Source organism: Flavobacterium petrolei, from assembly GCF_003314435.2.
Classification (GTDB): domain Bacteria; phylum Bacteroidota; class Bacteroidia; order Flavobacteriales; family Flavobacteriaceae; genus Flavobacterium; species Flavobacterium petrolei.
Window position 1 is genome coordinate 33447 of the sequence record NZ_QNVY02000003.1, and the last position, 20770, is coordinate 54216.

Below are 20770 nucleotides of genomic sequence, written 5' to 3' on the forward strand. Positions count from 1 at the left end.
ATAAAGTATACAATGAAAAAAAACATGGGTTCAACAGACAAAATTATCCGCATCGCTATAGCAATACTTATTGCGATATTGTATTTTACCAATACTATCAGCGGTACACTTGCACTTGTTTTAGGAGCATTTGCAGTTATTTTTATAATCACCAGTTTTATCAGTTTTTGCCCATTGTACTCCCCGTTTGGAATTTCAACCCGAAAAAAAATATAACATGTCCGACTTAAAATGTTCTAATACTTCTTGTGATAAACCGCTTGACGCTGCCTATTGGGAGGCGCAATATAAAGCCAAAACCACCGGTTGGGATTTAGGCCAAGTATCACCGCCAATACAAGCGTATGTGGATACGGTTGCTGATAAAAACAGCCGTATTTTGATTCCTGGTTGTGGCAACAGTTATGAAGCAGAATATCTTCTGGAGCAAGGATTTACAAATATTACCGTTATCGATATTGCGCCGACACCAGTTGCCGTTTTAAAAGAAAAATTCAAAAATAATCCTAACATTCAGATTGTCTTGGGAGATTTCTTTGAACATCAAGGAAAATACGATTTGATTATTGAGCAGACTTTTTTCTGTGCTTTACCACCAACGATGCGTCAAAAATACGTTTGGAAAATGCACCAACTTTTGGCTGAAGAAGGAATTTTAGCAGGATTACTTTTCAATAGAACGTTTGAATCTGGACCTCCTTTTGGCGGAAGCAAAGAAGAATATAAAAAGCTGTTTTCAGCTGTTTTTTATTTTATAAAAATGGATTTATGCGATAATTCTATTGCACCAAGAGCGAATTCAGAATTATTTATCGAATTGAAAAAGAAAAGTTTAACATAAAACTAAGGAATGAGAATGAAAAGATCGGTTTTTAAAGTCCTCATAAATCCTCTTTTTTTTGTTCCTCTGTTTTAATAGTAATTTAAAACGTGGGATGTAGTCAATAAAATCAATTAATCTTAAATAGATAAATTGAAACACATAGAAACATAGAAAAAAGAGTTATATAGCCTAATTCATGGATTCACATAACTAAGGTTTCTTTAAAAAAGTGAAACGCCTTCCTAAATATTAAAAATCTATGTTTCTATGTGGTTAAAATTAAACGAAATATATGGTTCTTTATGATAAAACAATCATGAAAAACTAAATTCCCTTTAAAAAAAATGAAAACATTACTATTCACAAATTGGCATATTATGCGCTGGGTTCGCCTTGTGTTTGCCTTATTTTTATTTGCACAAGCCTATATTTTGAAAGAATGGATGTTCATAGGTTTTGGACTATTTTTCTTCATTCAGGTAATTTTTAATTTTGGTTGTGGCGCAAATGGTTGTAGTATTCCTAACACTAAAAAACAATAACGATGAGTAATTTTGATACGATTATACAATCCGAAAAACCAGTTTTAATTGACTTTTTTGCCACCTGGTGCGGCCCATGTAAAATGCTTGGCCCCATTTTGAAAGAAGTAAAAGACAGCTTGGGAGATCGCGTTTCCATCATTAAAATTGATGTGGACAAAAACCAGCAAATCTCCAGTCAATATCAAGTTCGTGGAGTTCCTACAATGATTTTATTTCAAAACGGAAAACAGTTGTGGAGACAGTCCGGCGTGTTGACAAAGGAAGAAATCATTAAAACTATTTTAGAAAAAAGCAATCAATAATGATTGCTTTAAAAATATTTTTTTTTGAGTTTACTTATACTGAAAATCTAGGAAAAATTGAAATATAACTCATTTCTATTTTTGAAGATTCATACATTTATTAAGTTGGAAAAATAAATCTCGACTGTTATTTTTCCTATCTTAGTAATCTATGGAAAACCCTCGTAAATATAGACTTTCTAAATCCGAATCTTTATTTGTAAGAGGTCCCTTGACTCGTTTTAAAAACCTTTTCTTCATTTTTAAAGTGCTCTATAACTTCATCAGAGCTTTTCAGAAAATGCATTTTATCGGACCTTGCGTGACCGTTTTTGGATCGGCACGTTTTGGACCGCAAACAGCACATTATAAAAGCGCTGAACGCATTGGTTCTGAAATAGCAAAATTAGGATTTACAGTAATGACTGGCGGAGGCCCAGGATTGATGGAAGCCGCCAATAAAGGAGCTTACGAAGCAGGAGGTTATTCGGTAGGTTGTAATATTGTCCTTCCTGTGGAACAGAAACCAAATCCTTATCTTCATAAATGGATATACATTCCCTATTTCTTTGTGAGGAAAGTAATTCTGATCAAATATTCCTATGCTTTTGTGGTAATGCCGGGAGGAATTGGGACTTTAGATGAATTATTTGAAGCACTAACTTTAATTCAAAATAAAATAATCAGCGATTTCCCAATTGTTATTTTCGACTCCGTTTATCATCAGGAATTGTGTCATCACATTCAAAAAATGGCAGACAATGAAAGCATCAGCCCTGAAGACATGAAGCTTTTATTCGTGACTGATTCCGTAGAAGAAGTGATGGAACACCTTAAAAAACATGCTATCAAAAAATTTGGTTTAAAAAAACATAAATATAAATCCTTATGGTTACTTGGTTGAAATAAAGCTAATTTGCGTATTGTTTTCATTAAAAATTTCTAATAAAAACAAGATCGTTTATTGCTAATTAAGTCAAAGAAGTTCATTGTGTCCATCAATTATTTTCGCTCAATGTTTTATTTTTCAACCATTTATACAAAACCTCTTCTAAATTACATCTGATAATTGGTTTTGAAACATAATCGTCCATACCGGACTCCAAACATTTTTCTTTTTCTCCTAACATAATTCCAGCCGTCAAAGCAATAATAGGAATATTGTTGTATTTTTTTAAATGTTTGATTTCGGCAGTTGTTTGATATCCATTTTTATGTGGCATCTGAATGTCCATCAAGATCAAATCGAGCTTCTCTTTTTTGTACATTTTAATTGCTTTTTTACCATCAGATGCTTCAAGAATAGTGCATCCCGGAAGTATCGATTTGAGTAATGTTTTTACCAAAAGCATATTGATTCGATTGTCCTCGACCACTAATATTTTTTTATCTGAGAAATTATCGGGAACAATCGTTGTATCTTCAATTGTGACTGTTATTTCATTTACATCGGAGGAAATTTCCTGAAGTGAACTATCTAATTCAACCTCAAAATAAAACTCACTTCCCTGCCCAAATTTACTTTTCAGTTTTAGTTCACTATTCATCAAACCTAAAAGTTGATTTGAAATGGCCAATCCAAGTCCTGTACCGCCAAATTTACGCGTGATAGAACAATCTTCCTGAATAAAAGATTGGAATACTTTTTCTTGATTTTCCTGTTTTATTCCAATGCCGCTATCCTTAACAGAAAAATTTAAAAGACAGCGATTCTCGCCTCCGGAAATTATTTCACTGCTAATATCCAATCGTACAAATCCTGTAGTTGTGAATTTTAATGCGTTTCCAATTAAATTCACTAAAATTTGTTTCAAGCGCACGGAATCAGCGAAAACAAAATTAGGGACAGACTCCTTACTATGTAGAATCAAATCTATTCCCTTTAATTCCGCTTGGTATTTAAACATATCAACAACATGATGCGCCAGTTCAACAAGGTTGATTTCCTCAATATTTAATTCTAATTTTCCGGATTCAATTTTCGAAAAATCTAAAATATTATTGATGATTTCAATTAATATATTTGCTGATTCATGAACGGTATTCATGTATTCCCTCTGGTTTTCGTCCAGATTCGTTCTCATTAATAAATCAGTAAAACCAATAATTCCGTTCAAAGGCGTACGAATTTCGTGACTCATGTTGGTCAAAAAACTGGATTTTGCTTTGTTCGCTGCTTCGGCTTGTTCTTTGGCTTTTATAAGTTCAATTTCCAGTTTTTTTAATTCTGTTATTTCGATGAAACTAATCACTACCTCATCAATTTCATCGCTGATATTAAAAACAGGAAAACCATTTACTAAGAACCATCTCAAGTCTGTGCTATCTGTTTTAATAATTCCAACAATAAAATTATTAATTGGTCTTTTTGTGTGAATAATTTGATTGACTGGAAAATTTTCTGGTGCTAATGATTTATTATCCTCTTTTACAAATTTCCAAATTGGATGGGCAACATCCTCTTCTTTTATTTGTGCCTCACTCAAACCCATCAATTCGGAGGCTTTTGGATTCGAAAAAATGATTGCAGTATCTTTATTGTGTACAATTATTCCAACATCCAGATTGCTTAATAAATCGCGATACCGCTCTTCACTTTCTCGTAAAGCAGATTCAGTTTCTTTCAACTGGGTGATATCTAATATCGTAATTAACGCATGCTCTTTATACTCTAAAACGATTCCTGTCAAATAAACATTTACTGGAGTATTTTCATCCAAAAGCAATTCAACTTCGCAACATTCTTTTACAGTAGACTGAAAAACAGACTCTAAGAATTGATTAAAAACCGGCTTCGTCGCATTCGAAATAAAGAAACCAAATTGACTATTTACCAATTTAGATCTTTCTTTGCGCAGCAATTGTGAACCGGCGAGATTCAGTTCGACAACTGTTCCTGAACTTGTCAATGTAAAGTAGCCAGTAGGCGCAAATTCATATAATTCAGCATATTTTTGCCTAACACTTTCAGCTTCCTCTTTGGCAAGCATCAATTCTTCTTTTTGCATTTCAAGCTCAATCTGATGAACTTCTAATTCATGAATAAGCTTCAGAGTGTCGACTTCTGAAAGTTTAGAACTGTATTTAGATTCTTTACTGCGATGTAATTCTTCTGCTTTTTGTCTGATAATGACGCGGGCTTCGGTTTTATTTTCGATATTTTCCATAAGTACACCTTTTTTAAATACTACTAATTTAATTGTCTGAAATTGGAAATTATACAACCTCTTTTAACTTACATACTATTCTATACTGCTATTTCATGAATAAAAAACTGAATGTTTTTTTGATTTCCAATAAAATATACCGTGCTGATAAATTCGATATTGATTCGCTTATTATTGCTTGTTTCAATTTCCTTGAAAATGGAATGAAATGATTTTTTTTGGCTTAATTCTGTAAAAGTAGACTTGTTTGGTATTAATTTTTTTAGAAATTCAACAGCCCAAACTTCTTTCCCAATAAAATTCTCTTTGGTTTCCCCTATCAAATCTGTAAAAAAAGGATTTATCGCATTGATCTTTCCTGTTTCACCTTCTACGAAAATAATTCCATCTTTCACTGATTCAAAAAGATGCTTGTAACGGGTTTCAGCATTGACTAAAGCCTCCTGAACAAATACACGATCCGAAATGTCACGGATAATACACTGAATGACTTTTTTATTATTGACCAAATAAACGTTACTGACAAACTCAACATTTATTTTTCTTCCTTTCGCGGTTTCGAGCGGCAAATTTTCATAGCGAATAAATTCTTTTTTTTGTAATTCTGAAAATTTGTCTTTATTAGTCACAATGTCTTTGAGTGAACCTATTTCCCAAATTGATTTTTCAATTAACTGTTCGTGAGAATATCCTAACATTCCGACTAAAAAAGGATTCACATCTATTATTTTGCCGGTTTCATAATTCAGAATCAAAATTCCATCTTTGGCTGATTCAAAAAGACGGCGGTATTGATTTTCTAATTTTAGGGATTCCTCTGCTTTTTTGGCTGCGCTAATATCCGTAAATGTGATTACAAGACCATCTATACGATCGTCCAATGTACGATACGGCATAATTCGAACGTAATAATACCTGCCATCAACTGTTGCAACTTCCTTTTGAATAGGTGCCAGCGTTTTGATAACTTCCAATGCATTACTGACCATTTCAGGATATTTCAAGTCGCAGACTAAATCCGTGAAAGGTCTTCCGGTATCTATTGCCCGCAATTTGAATATTTTGGTTACCGGATCAGTAAATCGGCGGATATTTAATTCTTTATCTAAAAAAAGAGTGGCTATTTCAGTACTGTTGAGCAGGTTTTTCATATCATTATTGGCCTGTTCAAAATCGACTAATTTGCTTTGTAATTCGGTATTCACCGTTTGCAATTCTTCATTTAAACTCTGTAATTCTTCCTTTGAAGTAGTCAATTCCTCATTGGTAGATTGTAATTCTTCGTTCGTAGACTGCAGTTCTTCATTCGTGGATTTGAGTTCCTCCTGAGAAGTTTGCATTTCTTCTCTGACGCTGTTCAAATCTTCATTGCTGCGTTTCAGTTCTGTTTCTAATTCTTGTTGTTTAAGAGTCGCACTTTGTTTTCTTGATTTAGAAGTTCCTGAAACGGATTCGATGCTATTTGGAATGTCTGTAAAAACAACCATAATCATCCCTTTTAGTGCATCTGGACTTTCTATTTGTTGCACCGTCAGATTGATAAAATGGAATCCTCCGTTTTCAACTATTTTTATATTATCAATATATGCCGGTTCGAAACTTTGCAACGCTTTTCGGAACGCTCCTGGCAATTCATTACGCAAACCTTCGCGTGCCATTGCATGAACGTTCCAGTTTGCTTTGCCTGCGACAGGTTCTAAATATTTTCCGGTTCTGCCGGTAATGTATATGATATCCCCTTTGCTATTAACAAGTACGCTTGCTGGGGCAAAACGTTGCAGCAAAATTTGATCCGTAAGTGTCTGAATGTTTTCAACGACCTTAGTTTCTTTCATAGTGTCAATGGTTACTCTTTTTGTTTGGGAATAAGAACTTGGAAAATTGGAGAACTCTGGAGAAACTGATTTTGAAATCCGTTTATAAAACTTCAGTTTAGAATCAACTACTTCAAATCCTTTGATGCTGCTTGCAACGGTCTCTGCAGTACCAAGCATCATAATTCCTCCCTGATTGAGGCTATAATTAAATAGCATTATTAATTTATTTTGTAACTCCGGCTCCATGTAAATCAACATATTCCGACAAGTCAATAGGTCTAATTTTGTAAAAGGAGGATCTTTAGTAACATTGTGAGGTGCAAAAACTATCATTTCGCGAATGAACGTATTTACGCGGTATCCGTCATTTTCAAGGGTAAAAAATTTAGTAATCCGTTCTGGAGAAATATCTTTTATTATACTGGAATAAAAAAATCCTTTTCGGGCTTTTTCAATAGACAACAGGTCTAAATCAGTAGCGAAAATTTGTAATTTAATACTTTTAGGAGGTTTTATTTTTGATACTGCTTCTTCAAAAACTATTGCTAGGGAATACGCTTCTTCACCCGTTGAGCAAGCTGGAACCCAGGCGCGCAACGTTTTACCTTCTGGAATATCTTTTAGCATATTCGGAATAATTTCTTCTTTGAGTTTATCCCAAACAGCGGGATCCCTAAAAAAGCTTGTTACACCAATTAATAGTTCTTTGAAAAGCAATTCAATTTCACTTGGATTTTCCTGTAAAAAACGCACATAGGTTTGCATTTTATCAATGTGATGTATTCCTTTTCTTCGTTCAATGCGTCGCAGTAAGGTACTTTTTTTATACATCGAAAAGTCATGCCCGGTTTGATCCCGCAACAAGATAATAATTTTGTCCAGACTGCTTTTGGTTTTGACAAGAAAATCCGATTCTGATTTAATTTCCGGAAAATAACGTAGTAAAGCCATCAGTTTAGCAGGTAATTCCTCGACAGGAGCAACAATATCGGCAATCACTGAATCTATAGCACTGCGAGGCATACTATCAAACTTTGCAGATACAGGATCTTGCACAACTACAATTCCATTTTTTTCTTTAATGGCTTTCAATCCTATACTTCCATCGGAACCCATTCCGGAAAGAACAATACCAATACTTTTTTCCAGCCGATCCAGTGCTAAAGATTTAAAGAAAATATCTATGGGCAATCGCAAGCCACGAGACTCTTTAGGAACAAATAAATGTAGTTTTCCGTTTAATATTGATAAGCTTTTATTGGGTGGAATTACATAAACGCAATTGGGTTTTACTTGTAGTGCATTAGTTGCCTGATAAACTTTCATTGTTGTCATTCTTTGCAATAACTCTGGCATTATTCCAGTATGGGTTGGATCCAAATGCTGAATTACTACGAATCCTATACCACTATTGACGGGCATGTTTTTAAAAAATAACTCAAGTGCTTCCAGCCCACCAGCAGACGCTCCAATACCAATAATTGGAAAATCAGCGGCATCTGCATCCGATACCTTCAACTTTGGTTTCAAATCTAACACCGTACCTTCACCAAGGTTGGCTTGATTATTTTTTATCATTACAAATTTTTAATTTTCAATAACTATTATAAGATGAGTAGGAATGCTCTATCAAATTACTTCTTTTATTTTGAGTATTAATAAATGGCTAATTTAGTACGTTTTTAGCGGTTTGTTCCTTTAAAAAAGACAAAAAAATATCTCTTGCATCACAGAAACTAAATTTAATTTAACAACTGTTTAATAATTCTAAAAAAAGGATTGAAATAAAATATTCATAAAAATAAGCAATTTTCATAAATAGTGTATTTTTTGTAAGGTTTGTATAATTAATTAACTAATAAGTAGTTAATACATGTTAAATTTAGTAAAAAAAATGTGTTTTCACAAGTAAATTACATATTAAAAAAAATGAACAAAATTTTAAATTTTTTACATAAAAAAAGTGCCTAAATCATAAGACACTTTTATTAATCATTAAAATCTATTATTTTTTTTGCAGCCACATAAACAGCATTTGTTCTAAATCTGATTGAATAATTGGCTTAGGTAAATAACCATTCATACCTGCCTCCAAACACTTTTCTTTATCTCCAACCATAATTCCTGCAGTGATTGCAATTATGGGAATATGTTCCGCTCCTTTTAGCTGCCTGATTTCTTTGGTAGCTTGATAACCGTTTTTATTTGGCATCTGAATATCCATTAAAATAACATCCGGTTGCTCTTTTTTATACAATTCTACAGCTTCATTTCCATCTTTTGCTTCAATGATTATGCAATTTGAAATAATTTTTTTGACAAGTGTTCTAGCCAATAGCATATTGATTTTATTGTCTTCTACTATTAAAACCTTTTTATCTTCCAAAACAGTGACTGGAATTATTGCTGCGTTTTGAACTGCATCAGAAATAAGTCGCTCTTTGTTCTTCTTATGATTTGTCTTTTTGAATTTAACAACAAAGTAGAAATCACTTCCATCGCCATGTTTACTAATTAATTGCAACTTACTGTCCATCAATGCTAAAAGCTGATTTGATATTGCCAAACCTAATCCGGTTCCGCCAAATTTACGATTCGTTGAATTGTCTTCCTGAACAAATGAATTGAATATTTTTTCGTTGTTAACTGTTTTTATTCCCACTCCAGTATCTTTTACAGAAAACATAATTGTAGACCATTTCTTTTCGTTTGTCTCTATTTCGGTAATATCCAAACGAATTTCACCAAAATTGGTAAACTTAATTGCATTGCTTAATAGATTCACCAATATTTGTTTCAATCGCACGGAATCTGCCAGAATATATTGTGGAATACTTTTGTTGATATCAAGAATTAAATCTATTTTTTTCAAATCAGCTTGATATTTAAACAAATTAATAACCTGATTTGTTAATTTGAAAAGGTTAATTTCTTCAATATTCAGTTCTAATTTTCCCGATTCAATTTTTGAAAAATCCAACACATCATTAACAATATCCATTAATGAAATTGCGGATTCATTAACGGTTTTCATATATGCGGACTGATTCTTTTTTAGATTTGATTTCATCAACAAATGCGTGAAACCAATTATTCCGTTCAAAGGAGTTCTAATTTCATGACTCATATTAGCTAGGAAATCAGTCTTTGCTTTATTTGCGGATTCAGCTAATTCTTTCGCTTTTACCAGCTCCATTTCCATCACTTTCTGGTCCGAAATATCAATAAAACTGATTACGATTTCATAAATTTCCCCATTTGCATCCATATCGGGATATCCATTTATTAAAAGCCATACCACATCATTACTTATTGGTCGGCATACGCCAAATCTAAAATTTTTGAGTGATTTTTTGGTCGCGATAATTTGGTTTACAGGATATCTTTCATAAGACATCAATGTATTATCTTCATTTAAGAAATTCCATGTTGCATCAAAAGCTGTAATTCCGCGCATTTGATCATCCGTTAATCCCAATAATTCAGCAGCTTTTACATTATTGACCACCACGGAAGTATCCGGTGCATGAACTACTATACCAGCATCCAGATTGTTTAACAAACCGCGGTATCGTTCCTCACTTTTTAGCAATGCCCTATCGGATTTTTTGGCTGCTGTGATATCTCTTGAAAGGCAAATGTAGTGCATTTCATGATCCTGACTTTCTTGCATAGGTGCGATTGAAAGTTCAAACCAATGCAAACCACTTGGTAACTCCAGAGAATATTGTCGGCCTGTTGAATATCCTTTTTCCGAAGCTTCCCGAATAGCGGAAATGCACAAATTTGAAACATCCGGTGGCAATACTTCCGAAAATGTTTTTCCCAGAAATGCTTCCGGAGGAAAAGCTAATAAATCATCCCTACGGGAATGGTAGTTGAAAATTTTACCTTCCATATCCACTTCAAACAACAAATCTGGTAAAGCTCCAATTATGGCTTCCAGTTTTTTATTCATTTTCCTGAAATCATCCTCAGCTTTCTTGCGTTTAGTTACATCTCGAACGATGGCCACAATTCGACCATCAATAATCATTTTCGCAGTAATCTCTACTGAAATTAATGTTCCATCTTTATGCAACATACTGCGCTGAATCAATGTTTTTTCCCCGTCCAATAATTCCTCCATCATTATGGGTCTTGATATTAGCTCCTCTTTTGAATACAAATCCTGTAGATTTTTTGTACACAATTCTTCCTTTGAATAGCCTAACAGCAAACAAGCGCTTTCATTTACTTCAAGTAAATCTCCGGAAACATTATTAATAAAAATAGCATCTGAAGCTTGTTCTACCAAACTGCGATACTTTTCCTCACTATTAATCAATTGCTTCTTTATATTTTTCAACTCAGTTATCTCAGTCAAAGCACCATTTAATCGCTGTGCTTTACCTTTTTCATCTCTAGATATTACACCTCGCCCATATAATATCCCGTAACTGCCATCAGCCTTTTGAAAACGGAATTCATCTGACCATAAATTTGCAATTCCGGCATAAGAATCCTCTAAATTTAAAATCACTCGTTCCCTGTCATCCGGATGCACCTTTGATCGCCAAATAACACTGTTGTTTTCTCCATTAGGTTCAATACTGCCAAAGCCTAAAAGATCTACAAAAGTTTGATTATTCCAACTTACCCCTGTTACTAAATCTACTTCAAAAACTGCATCATTGGTGGCCGCAGCAATCATTTCGAATCGTTCATTTGCTTCTTTGACTTTCTCTTCCGCTTTTTTACGTTCAGTAAGATCAATTCCCATTCCTACCAAGCACCTTTTTCCCTCATAATCAATTACATGAGAACTAATATAATATGGGATTTTATTTTTATTTTTAGTAAAGAATTCAACTTCAATACCAGGTGATTTTCTTTCAAATACTGTTTTTATTCTTGTTTTAACTTTTTGCTTCTCTTCTCCATCAAAAAATTCTATAGGATTCATTTGCCTGATTTCCTCATAATCATACCCAGTTACTTCTTCAAAATTTTTATTCCATTTTAAAAAACTTCCTGATTCATCATAGAGATAAAAAATTCCCGGAAGATTATTGATTATCGAATCCGAAAGATTTTTTTCTCGCAGGATTATCGCTTCTGCATTTTTTCGTTCCGTAATATCAGTGATGGTACCTACGTAACCTACAATTTCATTTTTTATATTTTTTTCAGGTAAAGCCTGTCCCATCACCCAAGCAACAGATCCATCCTGACGCACAAATCGGTATTCAGATAATGAATTTTGTTTGTTGTTTGTGGCAGTTTTCCACCCACTGAACAATGAATTTTTATCTTCCTCATGAACTGCTTTTAACCAACCATTTCCTATAGCTTCCTGAAAAGATAAACCTGAAATTTGACACCAATGTGGATTAACAAACGTGGTATATCCGCTGGCGTCCGTTCTAAAAATTCCTACAGGAGCAACATCAGTAAGCAAGTGATAACGATGTTCACTTTCAATAACTGCTTCCTCAGCCTTTTTTCTCAAAGCCTCTTTTTCAAAAACTTCTAATGCAAAAGACACATCACCCGTTGCCTCCTCTAACAATGCAATTTCTTCCGCGTCAAAAAAGTTTTTTTCATTGGCATAAAAAGAAAAAACGCCAATTACCTTTCCTGATTTTTTTATTGGCACCGCCATTGATGAAAGATAACCTCGTGATAGAGCTTCTTTGCGCCAAGGTTGCATCATTGGATCGTTTTCAATATCATTACAAATAACATATCGTGCTTCCCGCATTGCCGTTCCGGCCGGACCTCTTCCTTCAGGAATATCTTCTATGGAAATGGTTTTAATTATTGACAAATACCCATTATTCTCTCCAGCAATCATCTCCGGAATTAATTTTTTGGTTTTTTTATCGACAGTCCCAATCCAGACCATTCTAAATTTACCTAAATCCACCGCTATTTTACAGGCTTCTTCAAAAAGCGTTTTTTCATCAGTAGTGCGAACAATCATTTGATTAATTTGACTGATGAATAAATAAAGTCGGTTGGCTTTGATCAGTTTTTGATCAGCTCTGATACGTTGCGTAATATCAGTAACAATACCGTGACAAATCACAGTTCCTTCGGGTTCAACTACCGGTAACGAATTTACATCATGCCATACTAATCCTTTTTTAGGATGAAAATAGCGATATTCACATTTTAAAGGAACTAATTTTGATTTTGTTGCAGCAATACTTTGCACCACGAAATCCAAATCATCTGGATGGATCAGTTGAAATATTTTTTCCGCATTATTCTCAATTTCTTTAAAAGTGAAACCATAAATTTCCTCAATAGCCTTGCTGGTATAAGGGTACGAAAGGCTTCCATCCTTATTTTGACGCATCGAATAGATTAATCCTGGTGAAGCGTCTGCAATTTTAGCAAACTTATTTCTTTCACTTAACAAAGTTTCATTTGCTATTTTAGTCTCCGTTATATCTCTTAAATTCGAAATAATTCCTCCTATACTACTATCGTCAATTTTATTATTTAAGATTCCTTGGAGCCAAATATAATTTCCGTTTTTATGCTTAGCCTGAAAAAGTAATTCAATAGGTTTACCAGGATTATCGATTGCTTTTTCGACCATCTGATTCACATAATCTAAATAATCCGGATGAAAATATTCATTTTTTAGAATTTTCTCAAATTCATCATCTGTGTATCCTGTAACACGAGCCGAAGATGGGCTTCGGAAAATAGTATTTATATCTTTATCAAAAACCGTAATAATACCATCATTGTTCTCAACCAAAGCACGGAATCGTTTTTCGCTTTGTTCAATTTTATCCTGAGCAATTTTACTTTCTGTGATATCTCTTAAGTTAGCAATAATCAACCTCACGCCATCTTCACTTAATAAGTTTGTTAGCACTCCTTTTATCCAGATGTAATGTCCCTCTTTATGTTTTACCTGAAACTGAACTGGATTCAGAACTCCCGGATTTTCGAATGTTTCTTTCATCTTCTGATTCACGTAATCAATATAATCCGGATGAAAATACTCTGAATCAGAAATCTCAGCAAATTCTTGTTTTGAATAACCAGTTATGCGTTCTGAGGAGGTACTTCTAAATAATGTTTTTAAATTTTCATCGAGAACGGTGATAATGCCCTCATTATTTTCGACCAACGCTCGGAAATATTTATCATTATTTTCAATCGTTTCTAATGCTTTTTTGCTTTCGGTAATATCTTTAACAAATCCCAAAAAACGATTCTTGGAGAGTTTCACCGCTTCAACAGACCACCATTTGATAGCTCCCTTTTTATGAATTGTTTTAAACTCTTTTTTGGCCGTTCCCTTTTCTAAAAGAATTTGGAATTCCTTATATAATTCTCCTTGTAATTCTTGAGAAGACAAATTCCCAAAGCTCATAGTCAGTAATTCCTTTTTTGAATACCCAGTCAATACTGTTGCGGCATGGTTTACATCTACATAATTCCCTTTTTCATCTAAGACAAAAACTCCGTCAGGTGCGTTTTCTATATACGTCTTAAATTTAGCATTGCCTTCTTCCTCAATTAATTTTAATTTATATTCTACTACAGCTGCTTCTTGCTCTTTGATGGAATCTTCAATAATTTTTTTCTGGGTAATATCTTGTGTATTTCCTCTTAATGCATAAACATTTCCAAAGGTATCAAGCAGCGGAATTACAATTGCATGCAACCACCTATTACTATTATCTGATAAAATGACGTTTTGTTGTACTTCAAATTTTTCTTTATCGGCGATGGATTGATTAATTTTATTCTGAAAAAATGTAGCATCTTCTTCTGAAAAAAGATTCAAAAACTCCTGATATAAATTCTGGTCCATTTTACTCTCGATTCCATAAATCGAATACAATTCCTCAGACCAAATCATTTTTTTATTTAATAGATTGAACTCCCAACTTCCCATTTTTGCAATTTGTTGTGCATGGTTTAATAGGTCTTCTTTCTTAATTAACTTTTCTTGCGTGCTTCTTATCTCAGAAATATCTCTTCCAATTGCATAAATATTTTCTACAGAAATAGCATTCGCTGTCCATTGAATCAGTACGAAATCGCCATTCTTTTTTTTAAATCTGTTCTCAAAATTCGTGGAGGGATTTCCCATTGCAAGACTACCAATCTCGTGCAACGATCTTTCAAGATCATCCGGATGCAGAAGATGGAGAAAGGATTCCTGCAATAATTCTTCTTTTGAATATCCTAGAATTTTGACAAAAGTGGGGTTAATCTCCTTGAAAAAAGCATCTGTTCCCACAATACACACTAAATCATTAGACTCTTCAATAAAAAAATTAAAACTAGACAATGACGCTACTTTTTCTGTTAACCGGTTTACTTCTAATTCTTGCTCCTTTAATTTAAGAAGTAGAGCTTCGTAAGATAGATTGGCTTTATTCATACTGGTTATATTCAAATAATTTTTAAATATAATAAATAATAGTCACAAAATAAATAGGACACTATTTCATAACTATTAAAACCCTTAAAAACAATATTTTAAATATAATTGTATTGCATTCATATTTAAAATCCAAAAAATAAATCAATCCTTTTTACCAATAAACGAGAAAAAACCAAACTTTCATTTCACTTTTTACTCTATTATTCCACCTCTTCTTGGATTCAATACTTGAAAAGAGGATAATTATGGTCTACTTTTTTTATAATCAAAGAAAACATATTACTTAATTTCATTCAATTATTGAAAGATAAATATAATCAACTGGCCACTTTTTAAAAAACAAACAACTGATTTACAATGAATAACAATTTTAAAAGATCTCATTCACCACAGCTTTTTAAAATTTTAACAAAAAATTAATTTACATTTGTATATACAACTATAAATTGTGTTAAATTTGTACCAACAAATTACATATATACAAATATGAAAATTGAAGAAATTTTAAAATCGACTGTTCCAATGGATAATTCTAAAAAAATTATTCTAAACGTTTTATATACTCAAAATGTAATAACAGAAAATTTTAATGAAATATTAAAACCTTACGAAATTTCGGGAGAACAATACAACGTACTTCGAATATTAAGAGGACAAAAAGGAAATCCGGCAAATATGTGGACCATTCAAGAACGAATGTTAGCCAAAACCAGTAATACAACGCGATTAGTAGATAAATTGTTATTGAAAGAATTAGTCACTCGGAAAGTATGTCCTGAAAACAGACGAAAAATAGAAGTGTTAATTACACAAAAAGGATTGGAAGTTTTAGCAGCATTAGATCCAAAAGTGATTGCTCACGAGCAATTTTTTTCAAAAAATCTAAATTCACAAGAAATAGACCAGTTAAATCAATTATTAGAGAAATATAGAAACCAATAAATAGTCAATACATTATGAGTACTTTTTTAGAAAATCAAAATTGGAGATACGCAACGAAAAAATTCGATGCAACAAAAAAAATAACTGCCGAAGATTTAAATACTTTAAAAGAAGCAATTCGATTGAGTTCTTCATCTTATGGATTGCAACCGTATAAGGTTATTATTGTTGAAAATCCAGAATTGAGAGCAAATATTCAACCGGCAGCTTGGGGACAATCACAAATTGTTGAAGCTTCACATTTAATCATTTTTGCTAATGAAACAAATCTTGATGATTTAGCTATAGATGATTATATCAAAAATATAAGTCAAACCAGAAATACTCCAATTGAAGCTTTAGCTGGTTATGGGGATTTTATGAAATCTAAAATTATTTCTCTTTCTGATGAAGAAAAAAATATTTGGACAGCAAAACAAACCTATTTAGCATTAGGAAACTTATTGAACGTAGCAGCAGAACTTAAGATTGATACTACTCCGATGGAAGGTTTTGTTCCTGCTCAAGTAAATGAAATATTAGGGCTTGACAAATTAGGTCTAAATGCTACTTTAATTGCAACTCTGGGTTACAGACATGATGAGGATGCAACTCAACATTACAAAAAAGTCAGAAAATCAAACGAAGACTTATTCATTACATTATAAATTACTAATTCAAAATCAAATATTAATTCAAATCAAATTTAAACAAATGAAAAATTTCAAATCAATCGCATTAGCATTAGTAGTAGTTTTATCTACATTATCCGTAACAGCACAGACTAAAAAAATCAACACTGCTGGAAGTACTATCAACTGGACAGGGAAAAAAGTAACTGGACAACATGAAGGAACTATCAACATTAAAGATGGTGCTTTAGTTTTCAAAGGAAAAAAATTAGTTGGTGGTACATTCAATGTAGACATGAATTCAATCGTAGTTACTGATTTGAAAGCAGGTCAAGGTAAAGAAAAACTAGAAGGTCACTTGAAAGCTGACGACTTTTTTGGAACGGATAAATTCGCTATGGCAACTTTAGTTTTCAAAAAAGTAGTTACGAAATCTCCAAATTTGTATACTGTAACAGGAGATTTAACTATTAAAGGAATCACTAAACCAGTAACTTTTGATCTTGCAACAACAGCAAACACAGCTACAACGAATGTTGTAATTGACAGAACAAAATACGATATTAAATATGGTTCTGGAAGTTTCTTTGACAGCTTAGGAGACAAAGCTATCAATGATGATTTCACTTTAGCTGTAGCTTTGAAATTCTAATTTCATCTCATCAATACTATTTTAAAACCGTAACAAACAATTGCTGCGACTTTAAATCAATTAATAATCAAGCCCTTGTGTAAAACAAGGGCTTTTTTTATTTAAAATTTAATGTAAAACAACAGAATGAGTTTGGTTTAGAAATAATTGAATTTTAGATTAAAATCTTGAATTTGTAGGGCTATCAAAAATTTACATAATACATCCTATTGTAACATATCGTTAATATTCTATGCTTATTCAGTTAACACAACCTGCTTAATTTTGAAAAATAAATAAATGATAAACCTCCCAAAATGAATAATATGTTTTTTGTTGACCAAAAAACGTAATGTAAATCTTTAGAAATAAATACCTTTCAAATATTTCATTAACAAAATTTAATTATGAAAAAAATAATACTTATTCCAATACTCTGTTTGATCAATAGCATGACACTAAATGCTCAACAAATAAAAGGTATTATCGGAGACACAAATTGGATGGGTAATTGGACTAATTTTAGACCTACAGCTGCAGAGTACCCTGAGACTACAAACATTTTGACTGGTACAATTAATAGTGACCTTACACTATATAAGAAAAACACGTACTTATTAACAGGTGTTGTATACATCACAAATAATGCTGTATTAACCATTGAACCAGGAACTGTAATTCGTGGCGATGTAGAAACATGTGGCACTCTGGTAATATCAAAAGGCTCTAAAATAATGGCAGAAGGCGAACAAACAGACCCTATTGTTTTCACTTCCAATAGAGAAATTTCTACCAGAAAACCTGGAGATTGGGGAGGTATTATTATAATGGGGGACGCTCCCATCAATAAAACTGGAGGAGTAGGATTTTTGGACTTTAATATAGACCCAATGGCAAACCATTATGGAGGACAAAATCAGGATAGCAATTCCGGGATATTAAAATATGTCCGTATCGAATTCTCCGGAAGGAAACTTAATGCTCTCAAAGAACTTAATGGCTTATCATTAGCAGGCGTTGGTAGAAAAACTAAATTTAATTTTATTCAAATCAGTTATTCCAATGATGATTCTTATGAGTGTTATGGCGGAGATGTAAATTTTGAGAATATTATTTCATTCAAAGCTACTGATGATGATTTTGATTTTACGCAAGGTGCACAATGCAATATTAGCAATAGTCTTGCCATTCGTTATCCGTTTTCATCCGATATTTCTGGTTCGAGATGCTTTGAAATCGACTCTTTTGATAAAATTGAAAATGCAGATGTAACCAAAAAAATGACCAAAATAACAGCTACAAATATTACTTTGGCAAATTTAGAAGAAAACAATCAAGGATTAGTTCGAGAAGCCATTTACATTAAAGACAACAGTTATTTTAGTTTAAATAACAGTGTTGTTTCAGGATTTAAAAATTGCATTTTATTAGAAGGTAAAATAGCTAATATTTCAGCTAATTTGGCAAAAATTAATTTACAAACAGTACTTATTAATAACTGTGATGGAGGTATTCAAAGTGAAATACCAACTAATGATTCGGAAATAAAAAATTGGTATAGCAGTGAATCCTTTTCTATTGAATACTCTAAAACAAGTCATACAGCATTATTCAAGGAGTCTAACCCTAAAAAAACTTTTGATTTTAGGCTAAAAGTCGACCCAATAGTCGTCAGTGACAATTAAAGACTAAAGTCTTTCAAATTTTGAATGACCGAATTACTCTATTTTATTAATCGTAACATTCAGGATTGCTTTTTTTAAGGTTAGTATGTTTTTTTTGAGGTCATATTTTTTTTAAATTCAAACCTATAGATTTATTTAACAAAAATTCTTCGCTTTTAATGTTTTTTAACGCATTTTATATTTGAATAATCGAATTTCATTTCTATATTTGTGGCAACAAAATAAAACATGAAAACAATTTTAAACAATACTTGGTGGTGGAACAATTTACGTCAGTCGTCGTGAACTAAGCTCCTATAGTATTATTAAAACTATAAAATATAAAAGGCTTGTCATCACGACAGGCCTTTTTTTTGTGCCAATTTTACCAGTAAAACACAACATTAAAAACATAGCAATTGAAATCATTTAACTTAAATACCAATTACAAGCAAATCCTTGCAGATACCATTACCCCGGTGAGTGTGTATTTCAAAATTCGGGATAAATTCCCAAATAGTTTGCTACTGGAAAGCAGCGATTATCATGGAAATGACAATAGTTTCTCCTATATCTGTTGTAATCCGATTGCTTCCATCAAAATAGAAAATGAAATTATTCACAACACTTTCCCTGATGGGAGTTCTGAGAAAATTTCAATCGATGCCACTACCAATATTCCGGAAGTAATTCAAGAATTTTCGGGTCAGTTTAAATCCGAGAAGAACGATTTTAAATTCATCAATAATGGACTTTTTGGATATATTTCGTACGATGCGGTTCGGTATTTCGAAAAAGTAAACATTGCCAAAAAAGAAAACAGCAATACCATTCCTGATGTGTATTATGCCGTATACCAAAACATCATTGCCATCAATCATTTCAAAAATGAAGCGTATATTTTCTGTCACAGCTTAGACGGAAGAAACAACATTTCGGAAATCGAACAATTATTACAATCCAGAAATATTGCCTCTTATAAATTTTCGAAAGAAGGCGAAGGTTTTTCAAATCTGACGGATGAAGAATTCAAGCATAATGTGGTTTTGGCCAAAAAGCATTGTTTTAGAGGTGATGTGTTCCAATTGGTATTATCCCGCAGGTTTACACAAGGCTTCAAAGGCGATGAATTCAATGTCTACAGAGCGTTAAGAAGCATTAATCCTTCGCCGTATTTATTCTTTTTTGACTATGGCGATTTCAAAATATTTGGTTCTTCACCTGAAGCTCAAATTATTGTCAAAAACCGTAAAGCCGAAATTCATCCTATCGCAGGAACTTTCAAACGTACGGGAGATGACGAAAAAGATGCGATTCTTGCGAAAGAATTATCCATAGATAAAAAAGAAAACAGTGAGCATGTGATGTTAGTGGATTTAGCTAGAAATGATTTAAGCAGAAACGGTCATCATGTCAATGTGGAGAAATACAGAGAAGTACAGTTTTTCTCTCATGTCATTCACTTGGTTTCAAAAGTAACGGGACATTTGCATGAAAATGCGACAACGATGCAAGTGGTAGCCGATACTTTTCCAGCAGGAACATTGAGCGGCGCACCAAAACACAGAGCGATGCAACTCATTGAAGAGTATGAAAAAACGAATCGTAATTTTTATGGAGGCGCTATTGGTTTTATGGATTTTGAAGGTAATTTTAATCACGCCATTATGATTCGAACTTTCCTTAGTAAAAACCATCAATTGCATTCTCAAGCAGGAGCAGGAATTGTTGCCAGTTCTGATGAAGAGAGCGAAATGCAGGAAGTATACAACAAGTTAAGGGCGCTGAATGCGGCGTTGGATTTAGCGGAGACAATATAAAATAATTTAAAGATTCAATAATTTAAGAATTTAAAGATTGCTGAAACACTAGAATTTTTCAATCTTTA

At 32.8% G+C, this 20770-nt stretch carries 13 protein-coding genes; 10 read left to right on the plus strand and 3 right to left on the minus strand.

Annotated elements, in window-relative coordinates:
- Positions 1–12 precede the first annotated feature (12 nt).
- From DR871_RS09595 to DR871_RS09615, 5 genes are all read left to right on the plus strand, one after another.
- Positions 13–216, plus strand: coding sequence for a YgaP family membrane protein (locus DR871_RS09595; protein ID WP_113666094.1), 204 nt, complete (start codon positions 13–15; stop codon positions 214–216).
- A gap of 1 nt (position 217) precedes the next feature.
- Entirely contained in the window at positions 218–841 is a 624-nt protein-coding gene (locus tag DR871_RS09600) for a methyltransferase domain-containing protein (protein WP_113666480.1), read from the plus strand.
- A gap of 326 nt (positions 842–1167) precedes the next feature.
- Positions 1168–1365, plus strand: coding sequence for a hypothetical protein (locus DR871_RS09605; protein ID WP_113666095.1), 198 nt, complete (start codon positions 1168–1170; stop codon positions 1363–1365).
- Between the two features lie 2 nt (positions 1366–1367).
- Complete coding sequence (trxA, locus tag DR871_RS09610) at positions 1368–1670, plus strand: thioredoxin (protein ID WP_113635503.1); 303 nt, start codon at positions 1368–1370, stop codon at positions 1668–1670.
- 151 nt (positions 1671–1821) lie between these two features.
- Positions 1822–2553 (plus strand): LOG family protein, encoded by a 732-nt coding sequence (locus DR871_RS09615; RefSeq protein ID WP_113666096.1) that lies wholly within the window; start codon positions 1822–1824, stop codon positions 2551–2553.
- 94 nt (positions 2554–2647) lie between these two features.
- Here DR871_RS09615 and DR871_RS09620 read toward each other — a convergent pair whose 3' ends face one another.
- The 3 genes from DR871_RS09620 to DR871_RS09630 form a co-directional block, all read right to left on the minus strand.
- Positions 2648–4816 carry a PAS domain-containing hybrid sensor histidine kinase/response regulator gene (locus DR871_RS09620; protein WP_113666097.1) on the minus strand — a complete coding sequence of 723 codons (2169 nt, stop codon included), beginning with the start codon at positions 4814–4816 and terminating at the stop codon, positions 2648–2650.
- A gap of 80 nt (positions 4817–4896) precedes the next feature.
- Positions 4897–8211 carry a chemotaxis protein CheB gene (locus DR871_RS09625; protein WP_113666098.1) on the minus strand — a complete coding sequence of 1105 codons (3315 nt, stop codon included), beginning with the start codon at positions 8209–8211 and terminating at the stop codon, positions 4897–4899.
- A 427-nt stretch (positions 8212–8638) separates the two neighbouring features.
- On the minus strand, positions 8639–15031 hold the full coding sequence (locus tag DR871_RS09630) for a PAS domain S-box protein (RefSeq protein WP_113666099.1): 6393 nt from the start codon (positions 15029–15031) through the stop codon (positions 8639–8641).
- Positions 15032–15520: 489 nt separating this feature from the next.
- Between DR871_RS09630 and DR871_RS09635 the strand changes: the two genes are divergently transcribed.
- The 5 genes from DR871_RS09635 to DR871_RS09655 all read left to right on the plus strand — a co-directional run bounded on the left by DR871_RS09635 (position 15521) and on the right by DR871_RS09655 (position 20702).
- A complete protein-coding gene (locus tag DR871_RS09635) occupies positions 15521–15976 on the plus strand; it encodes a MarR family winged helix-turn-helix transcriptional regulator (protein ID WP_113666100.1) in 456 nt (151 codons plus the stop codon).
- Between the two features lie 14 nt (positions 15977–15990).
- Positions 15991–16623 (plus strand): NAD(P)H-dependent oxidoreductase, encoded by a 633-nt coding sequence (locus tag DR871_RS09640; protein WP_113666101.1) that lies wholly within the window; start codon positions 15991–15993, stop codon positions 16621–16623.
- A 46-nt stretch (positions 16624–16669) separates the two neighbouring features.
- A complete protein-coding gene (locus DR871_RS09645; protein ID WP_113666481.1) occupies positions 16670–17239 on the plus strand; it encodes a YceI family protein in 570 nt (189 codons plus the stop codon).
- A gap of 386 nt (positions 17240–17625) precedes the next feature.
- Positions 17626–18903: a hypothetical protein gene (locus DR871_RS09650; protein ID WP_113666102.1), complete on the plus strand. Its 1278-nt coding sequence runs from the start codon at positions 17626–17628 to the stop codon at positions 18901–18903.
- A 398-nt stretch (positions 18904–19301) separates the two neighbouring features.
- On the plus strand, positions 19302–20702 hold the full coding sequence (locus DR871_RS09655; RefSeq protein WP_113666103.1) for an anthranilate synthase component I family protein: 1401 nt from the start codon (positions 19302–19304) through the stop codon (positions 20700–20702).
- The last annotated feature ends 68 nt before the right edge of the window (positions 20703–20770 follow it).

What these genes read in the sequence shown, in the direction of transcription:
- DR871_RS09650 (WP_113666102.1), top strand. Translation starts at nt 17,626, where the DNA reads ATGAAAAAAATAATACTTATTCCAATACTCTGTTTGATCAATAGCATG.
- DR871_RS09645 (WP_113666481.1), top strand. Translation starts at nt 16,670, where the DNA reads ATGAAAAATTTCAAATCAATCGCATTAGCATTAGTAGTAGTTTTATCT.
- DR871_RS09595 (WP_113666094.1), top strand. Translation starts at nt 13, where the DNA reads ATGAAAAAAAACATGGGTTCAACAGACAAAATTATCCGCATCGCTATA.
- DR871_RS09615 (WP_113666096.1), top strand. Translation starts at nt 1,822, where the DNA reads ATGGAAAACCCTCGTAAATATAGACTTTCTAAATCCGAATCTTTATTT.
- DR871_RS09625 (WP_113666098.1), bottom strand. Translation starts at nt 8,211, where the DNA reads ATGATAAAAAATAATCAAGCCAACCTTGGTGAAGGTACGGTGTTAGAT.
- DR871_RS09600 (WP_113666480.1), top strand. Translation starts at nt 218, where the DNA reads ATGTCCGACTTAAAATGTTCTAATACTTCTTGTGATAAACCGCTTGAC.
- DR871_RS09605 (WP_113666095.1), top strand. Translation starts at nt 1,168, where the DNA reads ATGAAAACATTACTATTCACAAATTGGCATATTATGCGCTGGGTTCGC.
- trxA (WP_113635503.1), top strand. Translation starts at nt 1,368, where the DNA reads ATGAGTAATTTTGATACGATTATACAATCCGAAAAACCAGTTTTAATT.
- DR871_RS09640 (WP_113666101.1), top strand. Translation starts at nt 15,991, where the DNA reads ATGAGTACTTTTTTAGAAAATCAAAATTGGAGATACGCAACGAAAAAA.
- DR871_RS09630 (WP_113666099.1), bottom strand. Translation starts at nt 15,031, where the DNA reads ATGAATAAAGCCAATCTATCTTACGAAGCTCTACTTCTTAAATTAAAG.
- DR871_RS09635 (WP_113666100.1), top strand. Translation starts at nt 15,521, where the DNA reads ATGAAAATTGAAGAAATTTTAAAATCGACTGTTCCAATGGATAATTCT.
- DR871_RS09620 (WP_113666097.1), bottom strand. Translation starts at nt 4,816, where the DNA reads ATGGAAAATATCGAAAATAAAACCGAAGCCCGCGTCATTATCAGACAA.